The sequence below is a fragment of the Pseudaestuariivita rosea genome (genome assembly GCF_017592335.1).
GTDB lineage: Bacteria > Pseudomonadota > Alphaproteobacteria > Rhodobacterales > Rhodobacteraceae > Parasulfitobacter > Parasulfitobacter rosea.
The window spans coordinates 1-24,994 of sequence record NZ_JACNMP010000041.1; the positions used below are offsets into that span (position 1 = coordinate 1).

Genomic DNA, 24,994 nt, shown 5'->3' on the forward strand with positions numbered 1-24,994 from the left:
CCTTCCAAGAAACGATACACATCGCTGTCGAGAAGACGATCAAAACGCACAACCAATCGGACAGTGCTCAAACCGTCCTCAGCGTCGCAAGCGGAGGTGTCCGTCAGATCAAGTCTGAAGCTTTACAGCTGATGGGGCCGAACCCGATTGTACTGTCTGAGCCATGTATTGATGACGATCTGCGCCTGCTTGATGGTGTGGAACCATTCGGCGTTGAGGACTTCTCGCCTTAGTGTTCCGTTGAAGCGCTCGTTGTAACCGTTCTCCCAAGGCGATCCCGGGTAGATCTGGATCGGTTTGATCCCGACCTTTCTCAGCCAGTCTTGCAGAGCCACCGCGATGAACTCCGCGCCATTGTCGGAACGAATGTACTCCGGCTTCCCGCGCTGTAGTAATGATGGGTACAGCGCATCCAGCACGTCTGCGCTGTTCATCTTTGGTTTGACCGCTACGCAGAGCGCCTCGCGGGTATACTCATCCAGCACCGTCAGCATCTTGTAGGTCCGTCCGTTGCTCAGCTTGTCGTGGACAAAGTCAATGCTCCAGATGTGATTGGGATGTTGCGGTCGGAGCCGGATGATCGAACTGTCCTTGTGGTACAACCGCTTCCGCTTCTTGTGCCGCCTCGGGAGTTGCAGGCCTTCTTCGCTCCACAGTCGTTCAATCTTCTTGTGATTGACTGACCAGCCTTCCATGCGCAGCAGTTCGGCGACCTTGCGGTAGCCATAGCGCCCGTATTGTTTGGCCAATCGGATCATCGCCAGACGCAACGCCTCATCATCCTTTGGCGCTGCGCGGTATTGCAGCGTGCTCCGCGCCAGTCCAATCACGCGACAGGTGCGTCGTTCGGATGTTGCCAGCTTTTGTCGGGTATGGACCACGGCCTGACGAAGCTGGTCTGCCGTCAGGCCTTCGGCTTTAGATAATCAAGGCTCTCCTTGAGAATGAGCTTGTCCAGTTCAAGCTCGGCCACGATCTTCTTGAGCCGATCGTTCTCTTTCTGCAGCGCCTTCAGATTGGCCATCTCGGATCGTCCCATACCACCAAACCGTTTGCGCCATGTGTAATAGGTCGCGTCACTGACACCAGCCGTTCTGCACGCCGTCGCAACATCCGAACCAGATGCCAGGCCCAGCTCAATCTCGCGCAAAAGACGCAGAATATCTTCGTCCGAATACCGTTTCCGTGCCATCAATCCTGCCTCCAAAAACTAAGCCAACTTTGGCACAGTTTTACGGGGGCAAGACAGGGCTTCAGCTGCATCCTGCAGGTGGATGGCTACGCAGGCTATACCCGCTTGCTCAAACGCCCGATGCAGGATGTGACACTGGCCCTATTGTTGGGCGCACGCACGGCGTAAACTGCATGACGTCACCCAATCCAGCGCGGCTCCAATGGCGCAGGAGGGTCTGGCCCAAATCCAGGCGCTTTATCGCTTCGAAAAAGATCTGCGCGGCCTGCCCGCCGATCAACGGCACACTGCTCCACAGGACCGCTCAAAACCCATCGTCGACGCCTTCGAGATTTGGCTCGCCCGAAGCCGCACCCGCGTCTCGTCAAAGTCGCCAACTGGGGAAGCCCTGAAATACATCGCCAAATACTGGGACGGGCTCATCCTGTTCCTCGACGACGGTCGCATTGAACTCGACAACAATCCCGTCGAGCGCACCATCCGCCCCATTGCCCTCAACCGCAAAAACGCGCTCTTCGCTGGACATGATACTGGCGCACAAAACTGGGCCGTCATCGCGTCCCTGATCGAGACCTGCAAGCTCAACGCGATCGAGCCTCAGGGCTATCTATCAGGTGTCCTGACCGCCATTGCCAACGGCCACAAGCAGACGGGCATCAAAGAACTGCTGCCTTGGAACTACGTCAAACCCGTGTGACCAGCGCACCGCTTACAAAGGAATGGCGGCTTTTCACCTATGGACGCCTGTCCTCGATCAATGGTGTGAAGCTGAGGGGTACGGGCAAGGCCATTTCGCCGTACATCCCGGTAAGGTCCCTTTGGAAGCTGTCTTACAGGTGACCTTTGGCCCGACCAATCAGACACCCAAACACGTTTTGGAATTTGCTTTGAAGCAAAACGGGCTTTCGCGGGCTAATGTTAGAAGCAGTGTAGCGAGCTATCAGATAAGATGACGCCTGGAAGTTTGCATCATCTGTGGGTACACTGAAATTTGATGCCATGTCCGCTCCGTCCTGCGCTTTCATTGTCGAGCGTAAAACGGCGACAATACGATTAAGATCCGGCATCCGAAACTCCTATTGGCCATCGACGAGAGGGCTAAAATCAAGCGTCATTCGAGAAAAGTTATGCAGTGAAGCGCTGTTACGCTCAACGCTCCTATTATGATACGATACTGCCACCTACCGTAATCGACCGCTACGTTTTCAAAATCGACCGCCCTGCGTATTCAGCCGTTTCCCCCAAGGCCTCTTCAATGCGTATCAGTTGATTATACTTGGCCAACCGGTCTGACCGCGCCAGCGACCCCGTCTTGATCTGCCCGCAATTCGTGGCGACGGCCAGATCGGCAATGGTCGCATCTTCAGTCTCGCCCGACCGATGCGACATCACATTCGTCATCCCCACGCGATGCGCCATATCCACCGCCCGCAGCGTCTCAGTCAGGCTGCCAATTTGATTTACCTTGACCAACATCGAATTCGCGCAGCCCTTTTGAATACCTTCGGCCAGACGCGCGGGATTGGTCACGAACAGATCGTCGCCCACCAATTGAACCCGACCCCCAAGCGCGTCGGTCAGGGCCTTCCATCCATCCCAATCATCCTCGGACATACCGTCTTCGATTGAGATAATGGGATAGTCATTCACCAAGGCTTCCAGATAGGCGACGTTTTCATCGGAACTGAGCGTCTTGTTTTCGCCTGCCATGACATACTGACCGTCCTTGTAGTATTCAGTGGCGGCGCAATCGAGCGCCAGATAGATATCTTCGCCCGGATTATAACCCGCCTTCTCAACGGATCTTAGGATGAAATCAAGGGCATCGCGGGTTGAGCTAAGGTTGGGCGCAAAGCCGCCTTCATCCCCGATACCGGTCGACAGGCCCGCGGCGGATAGCTCTTTCTTCAGGGTATGGAACACCTCGGACCCCATGCGCACGGCATCGCGGATGGTCTCCGCACTGACGGGCATGATCATGAATTCCTGAATATCGATGGGGTTGTCGGCGTGTTCGCCCCCATTGATTATGTTCATCATGGGCACAGGCAGAACGCGGGCCGAGGTGCCGCCGACATAGCGAAACAGTGGCTGAGTGGTGAAATCCGCCGCAGCCTTGGCAACGGCCAGTGAAACGCCCAGAATAGCATTCGCCCCCAGGCGGCCCTTATTATCGGTGCCGTCCAGTTCGATCATGGTTTCGTCAATCGCCACCTGTTCGACCGCGTCCATGCCCACCAGATCTTCGGCAATTTCGCCGTTTACGGCGGCCACGGCTTCCAGAACACCTTTACCAAGGTACCGCGACTTGTCGCCATCACGCTTTTCAACGGCCTCATACGCCCCGGTTGAGGCACCCGATGGCACTGCCGCCCGACCCATTGTGCCGTCTTCCAGAACCACATCGACCTCAACAGTGGGGTTCCCCCGGCTATCCAGAATCTCGCGGGCGTGAATGTCGATGATGGTGCTCATGAAACGGGTCCTTTACGTGGCGTCCAGTTGCCCGAGCCTTAGCGCGCCTTGCGCGAAGATGAAAGCCCCATGCGCCGTTCCCGCAACACCGTAAACAGTCCCGATCCGACGATGATGGCGGACCCGATCAGCATCAGTGTGTCGATTGTTTCCTCAAACACGATAACACCGATGATGGCGGCGAAGATCAGGCGGGAATAGCGGAAGGGGGTGACGAATGATACCTCGCCCACGCGCATGGCAGCGACGATGGCGTAATAGGCTAAAATGCCAAATATAAGGGCGGCGCTGATGTAAATGCTGTTCATAAACGACGGAATTTGCGCAGGAATTTCGGACCACGGCATAATGATCAGACCTGCGGGTACCAGGCTGAGAAAGCCATAGGTCGACAGTTGTATGGTTGAGACGTTACCCGGAACGCGGCGCGTTGCCAGATCTCGCAGGGCAAGGCCCACGACCCCCTGGACTGCGAATAGCGACGCCAGCTCAAACCCCTCCTCCCAGGGGCGCAGCACCAACATGACGCCGCAGAAGCCTACGATGATCGCCGTCCAACGCCGCCAGCCCACCTGTTCCTGCAGGAAAAGCGCCGCGCCCAGTGTGACAGCCAGCGGCGTCGCCTGCAAAATGGCGGAGGCGCTGGACACCGGGGTCAGGACAATCGCGCTGACAAAGCCAAGCGTGCCGATGATTTCACCCACCCCGCGCAGGATCACGGCGGGGTGCAGCAGGGTGGCGGACCACAGCGACTGCCCCTTCAACAGCGTCAAAAGCGCAAAGAACAACCCGCCACCGAAACCAAGCACCAGAATGATCTGAAAGATCGGCAACTGATCCGACATCAGCTTGATGAACATATCTTCCATGGCAAATCCGGCCATGGCGAACACCATCAGCACCGCGCCACGCAGATTGTCACCCACGCGTCAGACTGCCTTGTTTTTTTTCAGGGGCACACCATAAAGTTCCAGCCTGTGGCCCTTCAGTTTGTATCCCAGCTTTTCGGCAATCTTTTCCTGTAGGGCCTCGATATCTTCGTCAACGAATTCAATGACTTCGCCCGAGTTCATATCGATCAGGTGATCATGGTGTTCGCGGTCGGTTGTTTCATAACGTGCGCGACCGTCACCGAAATCATGTTTGTCCAGAATACCGGCTTCCTCGAACAGTTTTACCGTTCGGTAGACTGTGGCGATGGAAATGCGGGGGTCTTTGGCGGTGGCGCGGGCATAAAGTTCTTCTACGTCGGGGTGATCATCAGCGGCCTGCAGGACACGCGCGATGGTCCGACGCTGATCCGTCATGCGCAGCCCTTTGGCCTCACACCGCTGCAGAATTGAATTCTTCATAGACCCCTCGTCGTTCTGTGCAACGGGTTTAGCGAAGCCTGTCGGGCGTTTCCAGCCCAAGTTTTCAAATCCTAGCTGTGCAGCCGCGCGACGCCCATTTCATCGTGGATGCGATTGATGTCATCCTGCGGCAACATCAGATGGTCCGCCAGATCCCCCAGATAATGCACCTCGGCCGCTGTATCGACGCGGATCGTGGTCAGTGACATGGCATATAACTGCCGCCGCAGATCAACAGGCGTGTCCTTGGCCAAGCTGGCCGGGTCAAGCGGTTCGTTCAACTGTTCTTTAACAAAGCTGATATCATCAGGCATGGCGTCATCGCCGATCATATCCATGATCCGGGCTTTTTCGTCGGCGTCAATCACACCGTCGGCTTTCGCAGCCTGAATAACCGCGCGCAGCATCAGTCTGGCGACGGCTGCGTCTTCTTCGGTCTCAGGTGCGTTGAAATCGTCGAACATCTGGTCCAGATCATTTTGCGCGGGCGCATCCCGTTGTGAAGATGTCGAACCGGTGGGCAGGGCACGACCGTCGCCCGCACCGCGCAGCATATTCGCCAGACCGCCTTTCATGCCGCTCTGTTGCATCAATCCTTGCAGTCCGCCGCCACGCGACAAACGATCAACGCCACGGGCGGCTGCATATCCCAAAGCCACCTTGAATAGAGTTTTCGTCAGGCCCATCCATGTCCTCCGCCAAAATGAAACAGTCCTGCTAAGTGATATAGCAACGCAGCACTGTTTCACAAATCAGCGTAGCTGAACTGCTGTATAGGTACACTGATCATAGTTTTCCAACCAGCCGGATTTATAAAGCGGCTGCATCACGATGCGGCGCTTTAGATCATTCACGATCCGGCGGCTGCCATGATAGGTTTCAGTAGGCAGCAGTGTTTCGACTGGGCTGGCAAGTTTGATCCAGGCCGGTTCGCCCTGCATCGTCGCAACAATGCCTGCCATGCAGCGCGTGCGGTCGGCGCAGCTTTTTTCACAAAGCGTGCGGATCGGGTCGTATTCAGGTCGCGCAGCCATCTGATCAACAACACTGTCAATCTCGGCGTTTACACCAGTCTGATTGGGCAGGATCGAACTTTCCAGCAGCACCGCATCGTCCGCAAATAACCTGTCATCCGAAGGTGAAACGCCGCGTTGCGTTTTGGGCATCAAGCCAACGGTTTGTGGGTCACCCAGAACATGTTCGATATAGGTTTGAATAACACCCGTTACATAGGGATTTTCGCGCAGGTCTTCCAGTGCAGCAAGCTCACGCTGATTGGCCAATGATATCAGCGGTAAAAGCGTCGCTGCATTTTCGCCGTACTCTAGCAAAGTCGCAATACCGTCGGCCTTTTCACCAATGCGCCGAACACGGGCGAATGCGTCGGCCAGCGGTGTATCTTCACGCGCGACCTCAAGCCAGCTTTGTCCGGAAATACCGCTTGGCTGACGCAGCAGTTCGATGCGTTCCTCGCGCGTCAGGTTGCCTGTTACGTGATCATGCAGAAAAATCAACGGTTCAATCTGACCCAGAAAAATCTGGGCCGCGCGATTGTCATCATTTGCCAAATCAGACAGCGCCCGCAAGGCTGCGGCATCATCGCCTGACAGCCAGACTTGCAAGGCGTCCTGAAACGCCGCATCCCGCTGACCTGGAATAACTGAAAATGCCGGACTGGCCAGCAATGTGATTAAAACAGCAATAAGACGGAGCATCATGCGATCTCGGTTTCTTTTCCAACGCGCTTGGCTAACGGTGCGACAGTCAGACCCTGTACTACAATCGAGAACAGAACAACAACATAGGTCGCCGTCAGGATGAGTGGCTGCCACGCACTTTCGGGTAAGCTGAGCGCAAGTGCAACCGAAATTCCACCTTTTAACCCGCCCCATGTCATAATTGGCACAACGCCTTTGGAAAACTCACGGAAGGGCCGCAGAATAAGAACGGGAACAATCACAGCCGCGAAGCGGCCCAACAGCGCCAGGCCAATGGCCAGCACGCCGGAAATCAGGAAATTCCACTCAAAAGCGATGGCAAAGACTTCAAACCCGATCATCAGAAACAGCACGGCATTCAGGATTTCGTCAATCAGTTTCCAGAAGGCATCAACATATTTACGTGTCTCAGCACTCATGCCATGCTTCGTGCCAATATCACCGATCAGCAGACCTGCGCAAACCGCCATAATCGGGGCCGAGACGTGCAGATACACCGCCAGTTCATAACCCCCAAAGGCCAGGCCAAGGGTGATCAACACCTCAAGCGAATAATCATCAATCCGCCGCATGACCCGAAAGGTCAGCCAACCCAGAACGATGCCTAGGACGGCACCCCCAAGTGCCTCTTGTACGAAAAGCAACGCCGCATCCGAAAAACTGGCGCCATGCCCATCGGCACCGGTAAAGGCCAGACTGACCAGCACCAGAAAGACAACATAGGCGACACCATCGTTGAACAGGCTTTCACCCGCGATCTTGGTTTCAAGCGATTTTTTCAGATTGGCGGCGCGCAGGACACCCAGAACGGCGACAGGGTCGGTGGGGGAAACAATACTGCCGAAGACGAAAGCAATTATCAACGGCATGCCCGTGATCCAGGAAAAACCGACGCCAACGATGGCCGTCGACAACCCGACACCGATTGTTGCCATCAAAAAAACCAGCAGCCATTGTTCTTTCAAATCCGACAGCTTGACATGCAGCGCACCCGCAAACAGCAAAAGCCCCAACATGCCTTCCAGCAAGGCATCGGAAAACTCGATATCCAGAACGACCTGACGCACGGCATCTGCCATGCCCAGGGCCGGATAGACCAGGTCAAGCACCATCACACCGAAGGATGCGAACAAGGCCACAATCAGAATGCCGATCGCTGATGGCAGTTTCAGATAGAGGTAATTGATGGCGCCAAACACGCCTGCCAGGACAATAAGCAATGAAGCAATCTGCAGAATATTCATATCACGATCCAAACCAATACACGTCCAAAGTCCTAGGGGGATGGGGCGATTACTGCAATCGAATAGACCTTTGCTGTTGCGATTTGGCCATAGGAATTTGGCCTGCGACATTTCGGCTCTAAGTCATACGTTCTGAAAGTGAAAAGGAGACCTAAGAGTCATGGCCGCCTCAACCACAGCTGCGATGCGCATCAAAGATCGCGCCGAATATGCAAGCAAACCCAAACCCCTGACATTTCCACCAGACGCAGCAGTCTTTGATGCGGTGGTGGCGATGTGCGAAAAAAACTATGGTTCTGTTATTATCGTCGACCCAGATGACAAGGTGATTGGTGTGATGACCGAACGGGATATTATGCGCAAACTGGTTCACGGCGGGATGGATGCCAAGACCACGGCGATAAGTCAGATCATGACGGATGAGCCCCGCGTTGCGCGCGAAGATGATGATCTGGTCGATTGGCTGCGGATCATGTCAAACGAACGTTTCCGGCGTCTGCCCGTGGTGGACGACGACGGGCGGATCAAGGCAGTTTTCACACAGGGCGATTTCGTCTCATATACCTGGCCGGAACTGATGGGGCAGGCGAAAGAGCTGGTCAAAGCGTCAATTGGCAAGAATTGGCATCTGTTCCTGATTGGTGGCGGTATCATGCTTTATACCCTGCTGATGATCGTTGTGTTGCGGGGCGTGACCTAGCAGAGCGCGCTGGTCGCGCGCATTTGGCCGCGCGTGCCGCGCTATTTTGCCTGCGGCGCGAGTATTTTTACCAAGAAGAAGGATGAGGTGGGACTTCTTCTTGGATCAAATACTCCGGGGGTGAGCGCCATGAGGCGCGAGGGGGCAGCCCCCCTTAGAGACCTTAAGTTCCACAGAATGTTTGTTGGACGACTTCTTCAGATGACGGCGGCTTGGTTAATTCAGTGTCGTTATCATTAAATGGATCAGCCAGGGCCGCCATAAGTCGATTGAAAGGCTCTTGGTCACCATTGACGGCGGCCTGGATCATTTGTTCGATCCGGTGATTGCGGGGGATGATGGCGGGGTTGTTCTGTCGCATAACCTGTTCCGCATCAGGTTCGGATTTGATGCGGTCGCGCCAGGGTCTGGCCCAGGTCTCAAATGCTGCAGCATCGGTGAACTGATGCGACGCTGTATCGGTCATCAATCCACGGAATGTATTCGTGAAGTCCGCTTCCTGTTGCATCATCAGATCCAGCAGGTCGTGCACCATCTGCACGTCGTCGTCCTGCGCGTTTGTGATGCCAATTTTTTGCAGGAACAGGCTTTGCCAGTGACCCGCGAAGATCGGTGCAAAGCCGTTCACGGCCTCGGTAAACTCCTCAATAGCCGCATCGCGATCCGGCATCAGGGGCAGCAGTGCCGTGGCGAACTGCGCCAGGTTCCAAGCGGCGATGTCGGGTTGTTTGGCATAGGCATATCGGCCGTAGTGATCGATCGAACTGAAGACCCGCATCGGGTGATATTCGTCCATAAAGGCGCAGGGGCCGTAGTCGATGGTTTCACCCGCGACCTGGCAGTTGTCGGTGTTCATCACGCCGTGGATAAAGCCGACGCTCATCCACTTTGCGATCAGCTCGGCCTGGCGGGCAATCACCTGGTGCAGCAGGTCCAGCGGTGTTTCGGCAGTGGGGTAGTGACGGTCGATGACATGGTCGGTCAGCTGGCGCAGGGCATCGACATCCTGACGTGCGGCGAAGAACTGAAAGGTGCCAACGCGGATATGGCTTTGCGCGACGCGGGTCAGGACAGCGCCGGGCAGGGGGCGTTCACGGATCACTGGCTGACCTGTCGTTACAGCGGCCAGGGCGCGGGTGGTCGGAATGCCCATGGCATGCATCGCCTCGGACACCACATATTCGCGCAGCACCGGCCCCAACCAGGCGCGGCCATCGCCGTTGCGGGAATAGGGTGTCGGTCCGGACCCCTTAAGCTGAATATCGCGCCGTATGCCGTCTTGACCGATCACCTCACCAAGTAAAATCGCCCTGCCGTCCCCCAATTGCGGGTTCCAGCCGCCGAACTGGTGGCCCGCATATGCCTGGGCGAGGGGTTCAGAATTCGCGGGCAAGCCATTGCCGGAAAAGACATCTGCGGGCCGGATCGCGCTTAGATCGATGCTCAGCTCGGCCGCCAGGGACTCATTCAGTGCAAATACCTGTGGCGCCTGAACAGGGGTCGGGTTCAGCTTGCTGTAGAACCGATCGGGCAGACGGGCGTAGGAATTGTCGAAAGGAATGCTCATGACCCCTATCTAGTCAGTTCGATGACGGTTTGACAGGGGGTGTCAGAGCTTTGCGATCTGCCGCGTCAGCAGGTCAAAAAACCCATCCGCATCGACATCGCCCATGAACATCGCATTGGGCGCGCAGTCTGTCACGCGCCACCAGTCGGCGACGGTCATGCCAAGGGTCAGGTCCGAGCTGGTTTCGATCTGAACATTCACATGTCGTCCCTGAAACAGATCGGGCTGCAGCAGATAGGCGATGACACATGGATCATGCAGCGGCGCCCCTTCGGACCCGTATTTTTCCATGTCGAAACGGTCGAAGAAATCGATCCACCCGGCGACGGTCTGTCCGACCGGTGTGCCGATGTCGCGAAAGGCTTTGATCCGTGACGGTGTAGTCAGAGCCTTATGCGTGACATCCAGCGGCATGGCGGTCAGCGGAATGCCGGATTTGAAAACAATATCAGCGGCTTCCGGATCGACGTAAATGTTGAACTCGGCGGCCGGGGTATAGTTGCCCACCTCAAAATAAGCGCCGCCCATCAGAACGATTTCCTGAATGCGCGGGATGATATCGGGCGCGCGGGTCATCGCGGTGGCGATATTGGTCAGGGGACCAAGCGGGCATAATGTGACGGTGCCGGGCGGATGGTCGCGCAGGGTCTGGATAATGAAATCCACGCCATGCTGATCTTGCAACGGCATCTTGGGGTCAGGCAAATCCGCCCCATCCAGCCCCGTTTTTCCGTGGACATGCTCAGCCGTCACCAATTTGCGTTCCATCGGCCCGTCGCAACCTGCAAAGACCGGAACGTCGGGCCGCCCAGCCAGTTCGCAAACGACACGGGCATTTTTTGACGTCAGCCGCAGCGGCACATTTCCTGCAACAGTCGTGATCCCCAGAACATCAAGCTGATCGGCGGATAACGCCAGAAGGATCGCGACAGCATCGTCCTGGCCGGGGTCGGTGTCGATGATGATTTTGCGTGCAGTCATTGTGTGCGGTATCCAACTATTTGGATTGTGTTGCCATTCCAAGACCTGAACTGCAATATAACGTCTTTCTAATCCCGAGAATTGTTGCTGTAATTGTTGCTATCGATCAAAAACCATGTGATTGTTCTTCAATATTTCGAAAACGATTTGCTAAGGGAAATTGACGATGTCTCAGTTCACCGTTCTTTGGAACAATCATCCTGGTCGCGCTTTGGTTTGTGACGAACAGGACTTCCCAAATCAATGTGCGATGCGTATGGGTATAGCCTTACGCACGGCTGGCGTTACTTTGACTGGTCTGAAAACCTGCTTGGGTTACAATCGCAGAAAATATAAGGATCACGCGCCTGGACACATTAGATCTGCGCAAGAACTGGCCAATCATTTCTATCGTAAGCCCACGGGCCATGGGCTAAAAGCCTCATCTTTCCGGATTATGACGGGCAGCATCAAGGCAAACTTTGCCAAGTTCAAGAACAAGAATGGCATGGTCTTTATAATGAATGGATGGGGATCAACGGATCATATAGATATATGGAAAGGCGGATCAGTCACAGGTGAGCTAAAGGGCGGTACGTCGGCTTATCTGAACGTTGGAGAACAAGTATGGTTTTGGGAATACGTTTCGGCTACATCCTGATCTGCATGGGGTTTCCAGTTGTTTTGGAAGGGGATGTGCTGGATACGGTTCAGGTCGGAAACGCACCCATCACCTTAGAGGCCGAGGGGCCCCATTGCGTTCTGACGGCCTATGGCGAAAAATACGATACCGAACTGCCGGCACCATGTTCTTTCGCACGTCGCGGGCAAGACGCGCCAGTCACGGTTGAAGCGTATATGGATGTTGGCGATGTCATCTTGATCACCGGACCTGAAGCCAATGCAAAAGACTATGAATTGACAGAGTCGGTCAGTGTCTCGGATCAGTGTTCCCATGTTGGGCGTGGGATCATATTGTTCGACGAAACGGTCGAATTTACTGATTTTCTGGTTGAACCAATGGGCTTTTGCACCTTTCTTGCGCCAGATGAAAAATTCTACTTTGGGCTGATTAACGGGCAGTAGTCAGGCTTTTTCATCCATTTTCACCCGATCCCAGATCGCGTCCATTTCTTCCAATGTCGCCTGATCCGGGTGTTTGCCTTGCCGTGCCAGTTCCGCCTCGACCGCGTTGAAGCGGCGGGTGAATTTGGTGTTGGCTTTGCGCAGGGCGTCTTCCGGGTCGATCTTTAGATGCCGCGCCAGATTGGCGATGACGAATAGCAGATCGCCGAACTCTTCCTCGATCTCGGTTTGGGTCAGAGTATCGCGCGCCTCGGTCAGTTCCTGCGCCTCTTCTATGATCTTGTCCAGCACTTGATCGGTTGACGGCCAGTCGAACCCGACCCGTGCCGCCCGTTTCTGCAGCTTCACGGCCCGCAGCAAGGCGGGCAGCCCGACTGCGACGCCATCCAGAACACCGCCCTGTGCCTTGCCGGCCCGTTCTGCCGCTTTGATCTTTTCCCAATCCGCGGTCTGCTGTTCGGCAGATTTATCGCGGTTTTCGCCCCCAAACACATGGGGATGCCGCGCGACCATCTTGTCGGAAATCGCGTTGGCCACGCTGTCAAAACTGAACAACCCGGCCTCTTCGCCCATCTGCGTGTGATAGACCGTCTGCAGCAGCAAATCGCCCAATTCGCCCTCAAGATCGGCCCAATCCTGCCGCTCGATCGCATCGACGACCTCATAGGCTTCTTCGATCGTATAGGGCGCTATGCTGTTGAAATCCTGTTCAATATCCCAGGGGCATCCTGTTTTCGGGTCCCGCAGGCGCCGCATGATTTCCAACAGGCGCGGAAGTCCGCCGTTTGGATCGTTCACTATGCTATCATCGGGCTTATTCAGCATTGCGGCTGCTCCTGCTTTCGGGAATGGTTGCACCATTAAACGTATGCATATCGGAGTCCAGACGTGCCTGTTCTTAATAGCATTTCAGATCATTCACACATTCTGACAGAATGGCGTCGCCAGTTGCACCAGCAGCCGGAACTTGGGTTTGACTGCCATCAGATTTCTCAATTCGTCGTGGACCGTTTGCGGGACATCGGCGTTGATCAGATCGAAACCGGCATCGCCCAGACAGGGTTGGTTGCCATCATAAACGGCCAGGGCGATGGTCCCACGATTGGTCTGCGCGCCGATATGGATGCGCTGCCGATCCACGAAGAAAGCGGCGCCCCTTGGGCCTCGGAAACGCCGGGCAAGATGCACGCCTGTGGGCATGACGGACACACGGTGATGTTGTTGGGGGCTGCGAAATACCTGGCCGAGACGCGGAATTTCGCAGGCCGCGTTGCGCTGATTTTTCAACCAGCCGAGGAAGCCGGCGGTGGTGCGGGCGTCATGGTGAACGAAGGCATTATGGATCGTTTCGACATCGCGCAGGTCTACGGTCTTCACAATGCGCCGGGCGTCCCGGTCGGGCACTTTTATACAACGCCCGGTCCGATCATGGCGGCCGTCGATACCTTTGACATTCATATTCAGGGGCAGGGCGGGCACGCCGCGATGCCCCATGAAACACGCGATCCGGTCGTGGCGGCCGTGGCGATTGTGCAGGCGATCCAGACCATCAGCAGCCGCAATCATTACGCGCTGGACGATCTGGTGATCTCGGTCACTCAGATCCACACAGGCAGCGCGGAAAACATCGTGCCCGACACGGCCTATGTCGGTGGTACGGTGCGCAGTTTTGATCCCAAGGTGCAGGATATGGTGCAGGTCCGCCTGGCGCAGATCGTTGCGGGTCAGGCCGCCGCCTATGCGGTCGAGGCGAAGCTGGAGTATAACCGCGAGTACCCCGCCACGATTAACCACGCCGACAACGCCATGTTCGCCGCCGAGGTCGCGCGCGAAATCTCAGGTCCCGATGCCGTGCTGGATAATGTGGGTCGCGAAATGGGGGCCGAGGATTTTTCCTATATGCTGCAAGCCCGGCCCGGTGCTTTCCTGTTCCTGGGTCAGGGCGACACCCCCGGCCTGCACCACCCGGCCTATGATTTTAACGATGACATCATCCCCTATGGTGCGTCGTTTTTTGCGAAACTGGTAGAACGGGCGCAGCCCGTCGGCGGCTAAAGGCGTGCTTTGTATCAGCGCGGAATCAAGGGCCAACGGCCCGCCGCGCATCGCCGGGCCGCCCCCCGGCACGGCGATTTGGAAACACCAGCCGTAAGCTGACATCTAGGATGTACATGGCAACCATAAAGTACAGTAGCCAGGATAATTGATCGCCGCACCGCGGCCCTCTGATACGCTGCAAATATCTTGTATACCAATCGCTTACGTGGGATGGTTTTCCATAGAATTAACACCAGACCGGTGACCCCATGCCCCTAAACGACGCCAAAACCCAGGTCGACACCGCCATCAACCGCAAGGGCACCAAGGGCCTGGCCTATGAAAATACCTTTGGCGGCGTTACCTCATTCCTGCGGCGGACCTATACCAAGGACCTGACCGGCGCCGATATTGCGGTCACCGGCGTGCCGTTCGATCAAGCGGTGACCAATCGCCCCGGCACCCGCCTGGGCCCCCGCGCGATCCGTGAGGCCAGCGCGCTGCAACCTTATGATCCACCCTACGGTTGGGGGTTCGATCCGCTGAGCGATTTCAGCATCATCGACTACGGCGATCTGGCCTTTGATTATGCGCGTGTCAGCGATTTTCCCGCCGCCCTGACCGACCACATCCGCACGATCCTGCAGGCGGGGGCCGCGTCACTGGTGCTGGGGGGCGATCACTATATCTCATTCCCGATCCTGCGCGCCTATGCAGAACGCCATGGCCCGCTGTCCCTGCTGCAGTTCGATGCCCATTCCGACACCTGGCCCGACGATGATATGGACAGGATCGATCACGGCACGATGTTCTACAAGGCCGTGAAAGAGGGGCTGATCGACCCCGCGCGGTCCGTACAGGTCGGCATCCGCACGACGAACGCCGACGCCCTTGGCGTCAACATCATCGACGCGCGCGAGGTCCATCTGAACGGCCCCGTCGCCACTGCGCAGAAAATCAAGGATATCATCGGCGACACGCAAACCTATCTGACCTTTGATATCGACTGCCTCGACCCAGCTTTCGCGCCCGGAACAGGCACGCCGATCTGGGGCGGGCTGTCCAGCGGTCAGGCGGCGATCATCCTGCGCGATCTGGCGGGCCTGAACGTGGTGGGCGGCGACGTGGTCGAGGTTTCGCCCCCCTTCGACCCCACCGGCGCCACCGCCGTTGCAGGCGCTCATGCAGCGACCGAGATTATGTGTTTGATGTTGTGGAACAAAGCAAACCAATGATAATTGCGATATATATAATCCCAGCCTCTGACATTCGTCGAAAATCAGCTTATCTGAAATAATGCAAACAACACGGGGACGGGTCATGAAATTTATCGCAGTATTCATTGTCATTCTGATCGTTGCCGGTCTGGCTTATATTAGGCTGGCGCCAAGCAATGCGAACGATTGGCATGTCTCGTCTTATCCGACTGTGCCGGGTCAATACGCGCGGGATGGAGGCTACACTGTTGTACAGTTTCTTGATACGCCCCCCGATGCCGTTCTGGCCGAGATTGATCGCATCATAATGGCCACCGACCGTACGACCCGGCTGGCGGGCAGTCCGGACGAAGGCATGACAACCTATGTCACCCGTTCGCTGGTTTTCGGCTTCCCCGATTACACCACGGTTGAGGCGCGTACGGTAGCCGAAGGCACCATACTGATCGTGAACGGGCGGCTGCGCTTTGGGCGGTCGGATCTTGGTGTCAACCAAAGCCGTATCAGTGGTTGGATGGATCAATTCACGCTCAGCTAGGGCGCGACGAAACAGACCTTTTACATATAGCCGAAAATTTGTACAAACCAGCGTAGAAGTTGTACGAAACAGGTCCGATCGGACGACAAAACGTACAATTTACACATTTTGGGGAGGGGCGAGATGTTCAAGGCTTTGGTCGTTGAAAAGGACGAAGGCGGCAAAACACATGCGACGGTGCAGGAACTGTCCGATGATCGGTTGCCAGAAGGTGATGTCACGGTAAGTGTAGAATATTCCACAGTAAATTACAAAGACGGCCTTTGCATCGGGCCCGGTGGTGGATTGGTCCGTCATTACCCCCATGTGCCGGGTATCGATTTTGCCGGTACTGTTCTTGACAGCAACGATGATCGCTATCCCGTTGGAATGAAAGTGGTTTTAACCGGCTGGCGTGTGGGTGAAGCCCATTGGGGCGGCTATGCTCAGAAAGCCAGCGTCAAGGCGGATTGGCTGACACCTTTGCCGGATGGTCTGACAACAAAGCAGGCGATGGCGATTGGAACGGCTGGTTTCACAGCAATGCTTGCCATTATTGCGTTGGAAAATCATGGGCTTACACCGGATCGCGGCCCCGTTCTGGTGACAGGCGCTGCCGGTGGTGTCGGGTCGGTTGCCACGGCGATATTGGGTAAACTGGGGTATGAAGTCGCAGCCGTCACAGGACGCCCCGAGACGGCGGATTATCTGAAAAGCCTGGGCGCCACACAGATTGTGCCACGCTCGGATCTGGCAGACCCACCACAACGGCCCCTGGATTCTGAAACTTGGGCGGGGTGTGTTGATGCCGTTGGCGGCACCATGCTGGCACGCGTACTGACACAGATGAAATATGGCTGTTCGGTCGCGTCGGTCGGTCTGGCGGGTGGGCCACAGCTGCCGGCAACAGTGATCCCGTTTCTGCTGCGGGGCGTTAACCTGCTTGGCATTGACAGCGTTCTGCAACCCCCTGAAAACAGGGTGAAAACCTGGCAACGTCTTGCAACTGATCTGCCGATGGACAAACTTGAATCCATGATCCAGACTGGCAGTTTGGCCGACCTGCCAAAGCTTGGCGCAGATATCCTGGGTGGTCAGATCAAGGGCCGCATGGTGATCGACGTCAACGCATAACAGTATATCGTCGCCAGCCAGATGACCCAGCTAGACACTGATTTTATTCGCGCGCATTTTCCTGCCTTTGCCGAGCCATCGTTGCGCAATCAGGTCTTTGCCGAAAACGCAGGCGGTTCATACACCTGTCGGCATGTCATCTGGCGGCTGACGCGATTTTACAAACAGCGCAAGGTCCAGCCCTATGGATCCTATGCGGCCTCAATGTTGGCCGGTGACGAAATGGACGAGGCCCGCGAACGCCTGGCCCGATTGTTAAATGTGCAAACGGGCGATGTGGTCTTTGGCCCCTCAACCACACAGAATGTTTACGTTCTGGCCCAGGCCTTTGCTGAATGGCTAACCCCCGGTCAAACAATCATCGTGACAAATCAGGATCACGAAGCCAACAGCGGCGCTTGGCGACGTCTGGCGGAATATGGCGTTCAGGTGCGCGAATGGCAGATTGATCCTGAAACGGGGCATCTATCGGTTGAGGACTTGAAAAACCTGCTGGATGATACGGTCAAACTGGTGTGTTTTCCACATTGTTCCAACGTGATCGGTGAAATCAACCCGGTAAATGAAATCACCAGGCTGGCCCATTCCGCAGGTGCCTTTGTCTGTGTCGACGGGGTCAGCTATGCGCCACATGGCTTGCCGAATATTGGTCGCATCGGGGCGGATATCTATCTGTTTTCAACATATAAAACCTATGGCCCGCATCAGGGTGTGATGGTGGTCAAATCCGCTTTGTCGACGCTTCTGGCCAATCAATCACATTTCTTCAACGCCAACAATCCATCGAAACGTCTGGTGCCTGCGGGGCCGGATCATGCTCAGGTTGCGGCCTGCGCGGGGATGGTGGACTACATCGACGCGGTCTATGACCATCATTTCAAGGCGGGTCGTGACGGGGCCGGGCGGGCGGCCTGTGTGCATGATCTTTTCCGATCCTACGAAATTGATCTGATGGGGCCACTGCTGGACTATCTTCAGGCGCGTCCCGATGTCAGAGTGCTGGGTCCAACCAAGGCCACCCGTCGCGCGCCGACCTTTGCCTTGGCGGTTCAGGACCCGACCCGCATTGCTGACAGATTGGCCCATCACGGGATCATGGCGGGTGCATCCGATTTTTATGCAGTGCGTCCGTTGCGTGCCATGGGGCTGAATCCGGCGCGCGGCGTCTTGCGGTTAAGCTTTGTGCATTACAATCTAACCTCAGAGGTTGACCGCGTCATCAAAGCACTAGATCAGGTTTTGTAAACAATTTCGGGGTTTACCCGAAGAACAAGGTCTTTGATGAGCACGAAAAAACCAATCCTTCTATGGTTTCGCCGCGATCTGCGGCTGTCAGATCATCCCGCATTAACCAAAGCATTGTCTCAGGATTGTCCTGTTATTCCTGTTTTCATCCATGATGAGGTCGTTGAAACCCATGGTGCTGCCCCGAAATGGCGGTTGGGTCTGGCCGTCGCAGAATTTGCCGAAACGCTGAAAGACAAGGGCAGTCGATTAATACTGCGCCGGGGCAAAGCGGCTGAGGTTTTGCAGGATCTGGTTGATGAAACCGGGGCAGGGGCAGTTTATTTTACGCGTGCCTATGACCCCGATGCTGTCAAACGCGACAAAGCGGTCCATGAGACGCTAAGCCAGCATGACATTGAGATAAAACGCTTTCGCGGCCATTTGCTGTTTGAACCGGACGACGTGTCGCCCAAAACCAGCGACTTCTATAAAGTCTACACACCAATGTGGAAGTCGGTACGTGACCGCGATGTGGCCGAACCGTTGGCAACGCCAGGCGATATCGCAGCACCGGACAGTTGGCCCGACAGCGACAGCCTTGAAGACTGGAATATGGGTGCCGCCATGGAGCGCGGCGCGGATATCGTCGCGGATTATGTGGTCGTTGGCGAAAGCGCGGCGCAAAGCCGTTTGGGCAGTTTTATGGCCAACTGGATCGATGATTATCAGGAAAACCGCGATTTGCCCTGGCGGCCCGGGACCTCAAAACTGTCTGAAAACCTGACCTATGGCGAGATTAGCCCGCGTGCGTGTTGGCATGCGGGTCAGCGTGCGCTGCAAGAGGGTAAGAAAGGTGCCGAGACCTTTCTGAAAGAACTGGTGTGGCGTGAGTTTGCCTATCATCTGGTCCATCACACACCGCGGATCGTCAGCGAAAACTGGCGCGAGGACTGGGATGCCTTTCCCTGGAACGAAGATGAACGCAAGGCCGAGGTCAAGGCCTGGAAACAGGGGCGCACCGGCATCAAATTCGTCGACGCCGCGATGCGTGAGATGTATGTGACCGGCCATATGCACAACCGCGGGCGAATGATTGTGGCCAGTTACCTGACCAAACACCTGATGTGTCACTGGAAGATCGGGCTGAAGTGGTTTGAGGATTGCCTGATCGACTGGGACCCCGCCAGCAACGCGATGGGCTGGCAGTGGTCGGCGGGGTCGGGCCCCGATGCCACGCCCTATTTTCGGGTGTTCAACCCGGTCACTCAGCTGGATAAATTCGACAAAAATCGCGACTATGTGACGACCTGGATCGCCGAAGGCCAAAGCAATCCGCCCAAAGAAGCATTGCAGTATTTCAAGGCCATTCCCGAACAATGGAACATGTCGGCGGGTGATCCTTACCCGGATCCGATCGTGACGGCGGATGCGGGACGTAAGGCCGCATTGGACGCCTACGAAAATCGGTCATTTTAAATCCAACAGCGCTGCAAATCAGTAAAAGCGTTGACGCTCAATACCTTGGTGGGCAGACTATACAGTTAAAGATGGGGAAAACAGGCATGATCTTGACCAGTACAGAGGGGCAGAAAAATCTGCCGCGATATTTTACGGCCGTGTTCGCAATGGCAAAGAAAATCGGCAATGGCCGCATGGATATGGTTCTGCCGGATGGTCGGGTTTTCCGCGCCGAGGGGCCAGCGCCCGGTCCGGTGGCTGTTTTACAGGTGCATAACCCCGATATCTTTGCCCGTCTGATCCGTGAAGGGGATCTGGGCTTTTGCGAAGCTTATCTGGACGAATGGTGGTCAACGCCGGATCTGCAGTCTTTCATGGATATGGTCCATGCAGATAATGAACCGATCTATGACGGATTTACTGGCCTGAAACTGGTTCGAACCTTTGAACGTTTTCGGTTCTGGCTGCATTCAAACTCAAAGCGTCAGGCGAAGAAAAACATCTCGCATCATTATGATCTTGGGAATGATTTCTATGGTCTTTGGCTGGACGATACGATGACCTATTCGTCGGCCCTTTTTGAAACGGGGCAGGAAAGCATGGAAAAGGCCCAGATCCGCAAATATGAATCCATGGTCGACGAAATGGGCGCGCAGCCTGGCGACCATATTCTGGAAATCGGTTGCGGTTGGGGCGGTTTTGCCGAATATGCCGCAGCCGAGCGTGGCCTGAAAGTCACAGGGCTGACCATCAGCAAGGAACAGCATGACTATGCCCAGGAGCGCATTCGTAAAGCCGGTCTGCAGGATCGGGTACAGATCAAATTGCAGGATTATCGTGATGAAAAAGGTGTCTATGACGGCATCGCCTCGATCGAGATGTTCGAAGCCGTGGGCCAACGCTATTGGCCGGTCTATTTTGAAACGCTGCGCGAACGGCTAAAGCCTGGAAAAAACGCGACATTACAAATCATTACGGTGCATGATCGCCGTTGGGATGTCTATCGCAAGGGTGTGGATTTTGTCCAGAAATACATCTTTCCCGGTGGTATGCTGCCCAGCCCGACAGCCCTGAAGGCTGAAATTGACCAGGCAGGTCTGAAGATCGCCCGTTCCATTGAATTTGGTGATAGCTATGACCAAACCCTGCGGCGCTGGCATGATACTTTCAATGCGAAATGGGATCAGGTCTCGGTCCTTGGGTTCGATGAACGCTTTCGGCGGATGTGGAACTTTTACCTGACAGCTTGCGCTGCGGCTTTTCAAAGCGGAAATTGCGATGTAACACAAATTACAGTGATGCGTCCGCAAGCGTAAGGTGTAAGGGTAGGGAGAACAGGTCATGTCGCAAACTTTGCGGGGAAAATGGCATACGCCAACAGCCGCGCGCCTGACAGCGGCCATAGCTTTTGGGTGTCTATCCGTCATTCTGTCGAACATGGTTATCGATGCAATGCCTACCGATCTGCCGGCAGGACATTTCATAGAGATCAACATAGCCTTGGCCGCGCTCAGCGGATGGTTGGTTGCGGGGTCCCGCGCACCTGCTGGCTATATCGCGGCGATCAGCTATGGCCTGACCGCAATCGCTGTTTTCCTGTTTTTGTCGCTTTTGACCTTTTCCGGCTACCAGATGGTGATAAATGCGCTGCGTCGACAGTATGACTCAGGAATGGAGGCCCTTGTGGCCGTATTTGAGGGCATGCTGCAAAATTTCTGGATCATGGCAACATACGAGATTTTAGGCGCCTTTGCGATTGGCGCGGCCTTGGCGGGGCTTCTGACAGAATGGGTTGGCCAGCGTTTTGCCTGATGGGCTATTCCTTTACGGAACGCTTCAACATCTGATTTCCTTTGTTTTGGGATCGTCTGATCATCTAAAGCGGCAGTCTGTGGATTTGCCGGATTATGCCACCTGCCGGTCCAAGGACGGTGACTATCCGGTTCTTGGCCCAACTGGCCCGAGCGTGCAAAAGTGGCCAAATTTCAGAACATTTGTGAACAACTGGCCTTGCGCTGACTTTGAAATGCCGTAGCCATTTGGTTTTAGTTGGTATTTTTAGAGGTGAGCAAATGGGCGGTATTGCGATACGGGACTGGAGCTTGTCTTTTCAGGATATGGAATTTCTGTCTTCAATGCCTCAGTCAGTTTGTCTGGAGGCGGGCCTTCAAATTTGCAGTGTGCGCAGCTCGGGGAGGTTCATTGAAGACTGGACTGATGTAGATGATAGAGCAATCGAATATGTAGCGTCACAGCTTGATATGCAGCCGGCTCGGCCGAGCCGGCTGTTTTCTGACCGCACTGCACGCCGGTACAGACTGGAGGTTGCCAGACATCTGGACCTTTCCAGACCCCGAGGACGTCATCGTGCTGAACTTCAAGAATGGCTGCGATCTGCGATCTGCCCAAGTGGCGACTCCATGGTGGATATGCTTGATCAGTGCTTTGGTTGGTTCCGCGATCAAAGTCTTCTCCCGCCAGCGGAAGGTGTTCTGATCCGGTCTATTCGAACCGCCAGGAGCGCTTTTGTTGATAACCTTCTCAAGAAAATCACCGGATCGCTGCCTTCAAAGACCGTGACATCTTTGGAAGCCAGCTTGGCTGATCCACGTGGCGATCACGGTTTTCAACGCCTGAAGGACGATGTTGGGGCCGCGACATTGGACAATGTTCTGAATGCTGCAGACCGGCTTGCCTTCATTGGGGACCTCAACCTGCCGTTTGATGTGATCAGAGCGATTGATCCCTCCTGGATCAAACTGCTGTCACGTCGGGTGGAAGGGGAGACAGCTTCCGAGCCATCCAGCATACCTCCTGTGACAACAAAATAGTGGCACAGTTTTAGGGGGCTAAGACACTCTGTATCCTAACCCAGTTGCGAGAGCGGATTCGGGCAAAGGAAATCTGGATCGAAGGGGCCGATCGTCATCGCAACCCGGATAATGATTTACCGGAGGATTTTCCCGAGAAACGGGATGTGTACTACAGCGCGTTGAGCCTTACACAGGATGCGAAAGCGTTCACCCAGTCCATTCGCGCGCAGCATGAACAAGAACTGCTTCAGTTGAATGCCACCTTGCCCAACAACGACAAGGTTCGGCTGCGCTGGTCGGGTGACAACCGGATTAGCATCACACCTTTCAAACCTGCGCCCGAACCCAAAGGATTGATCGGTCTCAAATCCGAGGTTAATCGCCGATAGCCCATGACTGGATTGTTGGATGCATTGAAGGAAACTGCGCTGGACACGGGCTTTCTGGATGCCTTTGAGACCTCCGCGACGAGAGAGGCGTTGCCAGCCGACATTCGGGATCAGCGTTTACTCCTCTGTTTATATGGATTGGGTACAAACGCGGGCTTGAAGCGTGTTGCAGCTGGCGTGCCCGGTACCAGTTATGACGAGCTGTTGCACATACGACGGCGCTATTGTCTGACTTAGGGACACCGCAAGCTGGTGGTGTAATTGAATACAGGACACGAGAAGATTTTGGTCAAACTGAAGTTACACGGTTTGTCGACGTCTATGATAGTGGGGTTGTACCCAGGCTCGCCAACATCTCTCAACTGCCCTTAACTGAATTCAATGACCTGCCAGCTCTAAATGGGTTGGGGGGTGCTGCCACCAATAATAATGTTTTTGCTGAGGTCGATATTGCTAACGTTACCCTTGCAGAGCGAGATGCAGTGGTAACATTTCGTGCAATAGATTCCACAGGGAACCTCGCGCTATACAGTGCACCATTGAGACAGATCGGTATCGATGGTGCCTTGCCTGACGCTGCAAATACAGTCCAGTTCCTTCTTGGGGATGCTTTTGCACTTGATGATCGGAATGCACTTTTAGTCTTAGCGCAAGGTACAAACGATGGTCAGAGAATTTTTGGATCGAATGAAAGGGAAGGCATTGCAGGGAGTGGCAATGATGTCATTTCTGGCGATACGCCAATTTCTGATCTCAGAAATGTAATTTTCCATCAGATTGAAGGCGGAGCAGATACACTAGATGGAGTCAGGGGCAATGATACTCTTTTCGGAGGTGGTGGGCGTGATGAAATCCGTGGAGGAGATGGAAGCGACCAACTTTATGGTGGTGCTGGAGGTGATGACCTTTCCGGAGGAGCCGGAAATGATCTGCTCGTTGGCGGTGAGGGTTCAGACACTATTAACGGTGGCGATGATATTGACACACTGAATTACTCTCTTGAAGTCGAACGCGATCCATTACGCACAGAGGGGAGAGAAGGTATTGATGCGACTTTTCTAAATGGTGTCGGTACAATCAATGACGGATTAGGTGGAAATGATATAACTCCAGGCAACATTGATGAAGTACGCGAAGTTGAAGTTGTAATTGGCACACGATTCAACGACAGATTTCTCTGTCGCAGGCGGACCTCAAATCAATTTTCAGGGCGGCAGAGGGAGAGATACACTGGGCGTTGCAGGGCCTGGTGTATTTGTCTTTGATGGTGGCGAAGGCGATCTGAACCCTGAAGACGATGTTGATCGTGTGTCAATCAACTATGATATCTTTGGCAGTTTTCTTGGAAATCAGCCCTTTGGCGGTCAGGAAGTTTTGACCTTGCTGGATGCATTTCAAGGGGGTGGCGGAGTTGTAATTACGAATGTCGAAGAAATCGATATGACCAACGGTACTGACTTTGTCAGTTTGTCGCAAATACCTGCAGCCCTTGGTTTAGCGGTCATCGAAGGCCTCGACGGAATTGATCTTTTGGATGTGATTGACATCATCATACCACAAGAGCCAACACCACAGCAGCAACTGCAAAACGATGGCCTCGCGGCAACGCCATTTGCACAACCACCACAGCCTCCAGTGACGCCCGATGCTATATTTAATTTCGAGGTCGATCCCCAGAGCGGTTCGGGCGAAGGCTTTCTCGAAATCGCTGGCCAACGCACTGAAATCAATCAATTCGAAAACTTGATTGCCACGAATGGTAATGACCTGATCCAGGGGTCTAGAGCGTGATGAAATCGACCTGAATCAAGGGGGATTCACATAGGCTTATTTTGCTGATTCACTGTCGCCGACCACAAGATGGAGGGCGAGCAGTGGGTAAGGCACTTTCGATGGACCTTCGGGAGA

The 24,994-nt window shown here is 55.0% G+C and carries 25 protein-coding genes and 2 pseudogenes; 17 read left to right on the forward strand and 10 right to left on the reverse strand.

Features of this window, described 5'->3' with window-relative positions; all coding sequences use genetic code 11:
• Positions 1 to 122 precede the first annotated feature (122 nt).
• A pseudogene (locus tag H7848_RS17525) lies at positions 123 to 1,192 on the reverse strand (IS3 family transposase).
• Between the two features lie 54 nt (positions 1,193 to 1,246).
• Here H7848_RS17525 and tnpC point away from each other — a divergent pair.
• Positions 1,247 to 1,889 (forward strand): annotated as a pseudogene (gene tnpC / locus H7848_RS17530) (IS66 family transposase); the annotation flags it as partial.
• A 500-nt stretch (positions 1,890 to 2,389) separates the two neighbouring features.
• Here the strand turns inward: tnpC and eno are convergent.
• From eno to H7848_RS17560, 6 genes are all read right to left on the reverse strand, one after another.
• The gene (eno, locus tag H7848_RS17535) at positions 2,390 to 3,667 is read right to left on the reverse strand and encodes a phosphopyruvate hydratase (protein ID WP_208354076.1); all 1,278 of its coding nucleotides are present in this window, start codon (positions 3,665 to 3,667) and stop codon (positions 2,390 to 2,392) included.
• 38 nt (positions 3,668 to 3,705) lie between these two features.
• A complete protein-coding gene (locus H7848_RS17540; RefSeq protein ID WP_336512147.1) occupies positions 3,706 to 4,593 on the reverse strand; it encodes a DMT family transporter in 888 nt (295 codons plus the stop codon).
• A gap of 3 nt (positions 4,594 to 4,596) precedes the next feature.
• On the reverse strand, positions 4,597 to 5,019 hold the full coding sequence (locus tag H7848_RS17545) for a Fur family transcriptional regulator (RefSeq protein ID WP_208354077.1): 423 nt from the start codon (positions 5,017 to 5,019) through the stop codon (positions 4,597 to 4,599).
• A gap of 71 nt (positions 5,020 to 5,090) precedes the next feature.
• Entirely contained in the window at positions 5,091 to 5,705 is a 615-nt protein-coding gene (locus H7848_RS17550) for a DUF533 domain-containing protein (protein ID WP_208354078.1), read from the reverse strand.
• Positions 5,706 to 5,771: 66 nt separating this feature from the next.
• Positions 5,772 to 6,737 carry a hypothetical protein gene (locus tag H7848_RS17555; protein WP_208354080.1) on the reverse strand — a complete coding sequence of 322 codons (966 nt, stop codon included), beginning with the start codon at positions 6,735 to 6,737 and terminating at the stop codon, positions 5,772 to 5,774.
• Positions 6,734 to 7,981 carry a cation:proton antiporter gene (locus H7848_RS17560; RefSeq protein WP_208354082.1) on the reverse strand — a complete coding sequence of 416 codons (1,248 nt, stop codon included), beginning with the start codon at positions 7,979 to 7,981 and terminating at the stop codon, positions 6,734 to 6,736. The genes H7848_RS17555 and H7848_RS17560 overlap by 4 nt, the downstream gene beginning before the upstream one ends.
• A 160-nt stretch (positions 7,982 to 8,141) precedes the next feature.
• On the opposite strand from H7848_RS17560, the gene H7848_RS17565 reads away from it, so the two are divergent.
• The gene (locus H7848_RS17565; RefSeq protein ID WP_208354084.1) at positions 8,142 to 8,681 is read left to right on the forward strand and encodes a CBS domain-containing protein; all 540 of its coding nucleotides are present in this window, start codon (positions 8,142 to 8,144) and stop codon (positions 8,679 to 8,681) included.
• Positions 8,682 to 8,844: 163 nt separating this feature from the next.
• On the opposite strand, the gene H7848_RS17570 is transcribed toward H7848_RS17565, so the two are convergent.
• The gene (locus tag H7848_RS17570; protein WP_208354086.1) at positions 8,845 to 10,248 is read right to left on the reverse strand and encodes a protein adenylyltransferase SelO; all 1,404 of its coding nucleotides are present in this window, start codon (positions 10,246 to 10,248) and stop codon (positions 8,845 to 8,847) included.
• A 42-nt stretch (positions 10,249 to 10,290) separates the two neighbouring features.
• Positions 10,291 to 11,229 carry a nucleoside hydrolase gene (locus H7848_RS17575; protein WP_208354088.1) on the reverse strand — a complete coding sequence of 313 codons (939 nt, stop codon included), beginning with the start codon at positions 11,227 to 11,229 and terminating at the stop codon, positions 10,291 to 10,293.
• Between the two features lie 166 nt (positions 11,230 to 11,395).
• On the opposite strand from H7848_RS17575, the gene H7848_RS17580 reads away from it, so the two are divergent.
• Together H7848_RS17580 and H7848_RS17585 are read left to right on the forward strand one after the other, a co-directional pair.
• The gene (locus H7848_RS17580; RefSeq protein WP_208354090.1) at positions 11,396 to 11,869 is read left to right on the forward strand and encodes a T6SS effector amidase Tae4 family protein; all 474 of its coding nucleotides are present in this window, start codon (positions 11,396 to 11,398) and stop codon (positions 11,867 to 11,869) included.
• A complete protein-coding gene (locus tag H7848_RS17585; RefSeq protein WP_208354091.1) occupies positions 11,836 to 12,294 on the forward strand; it encodes a hypothetical protein in 459 nt (152 codons plus the stop codon). The genes H7848_RS17580 and H7848_RS17585 overlap by 34 nt, the downstream gene beginning before the upstream one ends.
• Here H7848_RS17585 and mazG read toward each other — a convergent pair whose 3' ends face one another.
• Positions 12,295 to 13,119, reverse strand: a complete 825-nt coding sequence (gene mazG / locus H7848_RS17590) for a nucleoside triphosphate pyrophosphohydrolase (RefSeq protein ID WP_208354092.1) — start codon at positions 13,117 to 13,119, stop codon at positions 12,295 to 12,297.
• Between the two features lie 63 nt (positions 13,120 to 13,182).
• On the opposite strand from mazG, the gene H7848_RS17595 reads away from it, so the two are divergent.
• From H7848_RS17595 to H7848_RS17655, 13 genes are all read left to right on the forward strand, one after another.
• Entirely contained in the window at positions 13,183 to 14,349 is a 1,167-nt protein-coding gene (locus tag H7848_RS17595) for a M20 aminoacylase family protein (RefSeq protein ID WP_208354093.1), read from the forward strand.
• A 251-nt stretch (positions 14,350 to 14,600) separates the two neighbouring features.
• A complete protein-coding gene (gene speB / locus H7848_RS17600) occupies positions 14,601 to 15,566 on the forward strand; it encodes an agmatinase (RefSeq protein WP_208354094.1) in 966 nt (321 codons plus the stop codon).
• Between the two features lie 85 nt (positions 15,567 to 15,651).
• Positions 15,652 to 16,086, forward strand: coding sequence for a DUF1499 domain-containing protein (locus tag H7848_RS17605; protein ID WP_208354095.1), 435 nt, complete (start codon positions 15,652 to 15,654; stop codon positions 16,084 to 16,086).
• A 123-nt stretch (positions 16,087 to 16,209) separates the two neighbouring features.
• Positions 16,210 to 17,199, forward strand: a complete 990-nt coding sequence (locus H7848_RS17610) for an MDR family oxidoreductase (protein WP_208354097.1) — start codon at positions 16,210 to 16,212, stop codon at positions 17,197 to 17,199.
• 21 nt (positions 17,200 to 17,220) lie between these two features.
• Positions 17,221 to 18,444 carry an aminotransferase class V-fold PLP-dependent enzyme gene (locus tag H7848_RS17615; protein WP_208354098.1) on the forward strand — a complete coding sequence of 408 codons (1,224 nt, stop codon included), beginning with the start codon at positions 17,221 to 17,223 and terminating at the stop codon, positions 18,442 to 18,444.
• A 36-nt stretch (positions 18,445 to 18,480) separates the two neighbouring features.
• Positions 18,481 to 19,902 (forward strand): cryptochrome/photolyase family protein, encoded by a 1,422-nt coding sequence (locus H7848_RS17620; protein WP_208354099.1) that lies wholly within the window; start codon positions 18,481 to 18,483, stop codon positions 19,900 to 19,902.
• 86 nt (positions 19,903 to 19,988) lie between these two features.
• Positions 19,989 to 21,200: an SAM-dependent methyltransferase gene (locus H7848_RS17625; RefSeq protein WP_208354101.1), complete on the forward strand. Its 1,212-nt coding sequence runs from the start codon at positions 19,989 to 19,991 to the stop codon at positions 21,198 to 21,200.
• Positions 21,201 to 21,225: 25 nt separating this feature from the next.
• Positions 21,226 to 21,696, forward strand: a complete 471-nt coding sequence (locus H7848_RS17630) for a TrgA family protein (RefSeq protein ID WP_208354103.1) — start codon at positions 21,226 to 21,228, stop codon at positions 21,694 to 21,696.
• Positions 21,697 to 21,956: 260 nt separating this feature from the next.
• On the forward strand, positions 21,957 to 22,715 hold the full coding sequence (locus tag H7848_RS17635; RefSeq protein ID WP_208354105.1) for a DUF4158 domain-containing protein: 759 nt from the start codon (positions 21,957 to 21,959) through the stop codon (positions 22,713 to 22,715).
• A 44-nt stretch (positions 22,716 to 22,759) separates the two neighbouring features.
• A complete protein-coding gene (locus H7848_RS17640; RefSeq protein WP_208354107.1) occupies positions 22,760 to 23,086 on the forward strand; it encodes a hypothetical protein in 327 nt (108 codons plus the stop codon).
• A gap of 3 nt (positions 23,087 to 23,089) precedes the next feature.
• Positions 23,090 to 23,323 carry a Tn3 family transposase gene (locus H7848_RS17645; RefSeq protein ID WP_208354109.1) on the forward strand — a complete coding sequence of 78 codons (234 nt, stop codon included), beginning with the start codon at positions 23,090 to 23,092 and terminating at the stop codon, positions 23,321 to 23,323.
• Entirely contained in the window at positions 23,311 to 24,351 is a 1,041-nt protein-coding gene (locus H7848_RS20230) for a calcium-binding protein (protein WP_208354111.1), read from the forward strand. The genes H7848_RS17645 and H7848_RS20230 overlap by 13 nt, the downstream gene beginning before the upstream one ends.
• Positions 24,352 to 24,466: 115 nt before the next feature.
• On the forward strand, positions 24,467 to 24,877 hold the full coding sequence (locus tag H7848_RS17655) for a hypothetical protein (RefSeq protein WP_208354112.1): 411 nt from the start codon (positions 24,467 to 24,469) through the stop codon (positions 24,875 to 24,877).
• Positions 24,878 to 24,994: the final 117 nt, after the last annotated feature.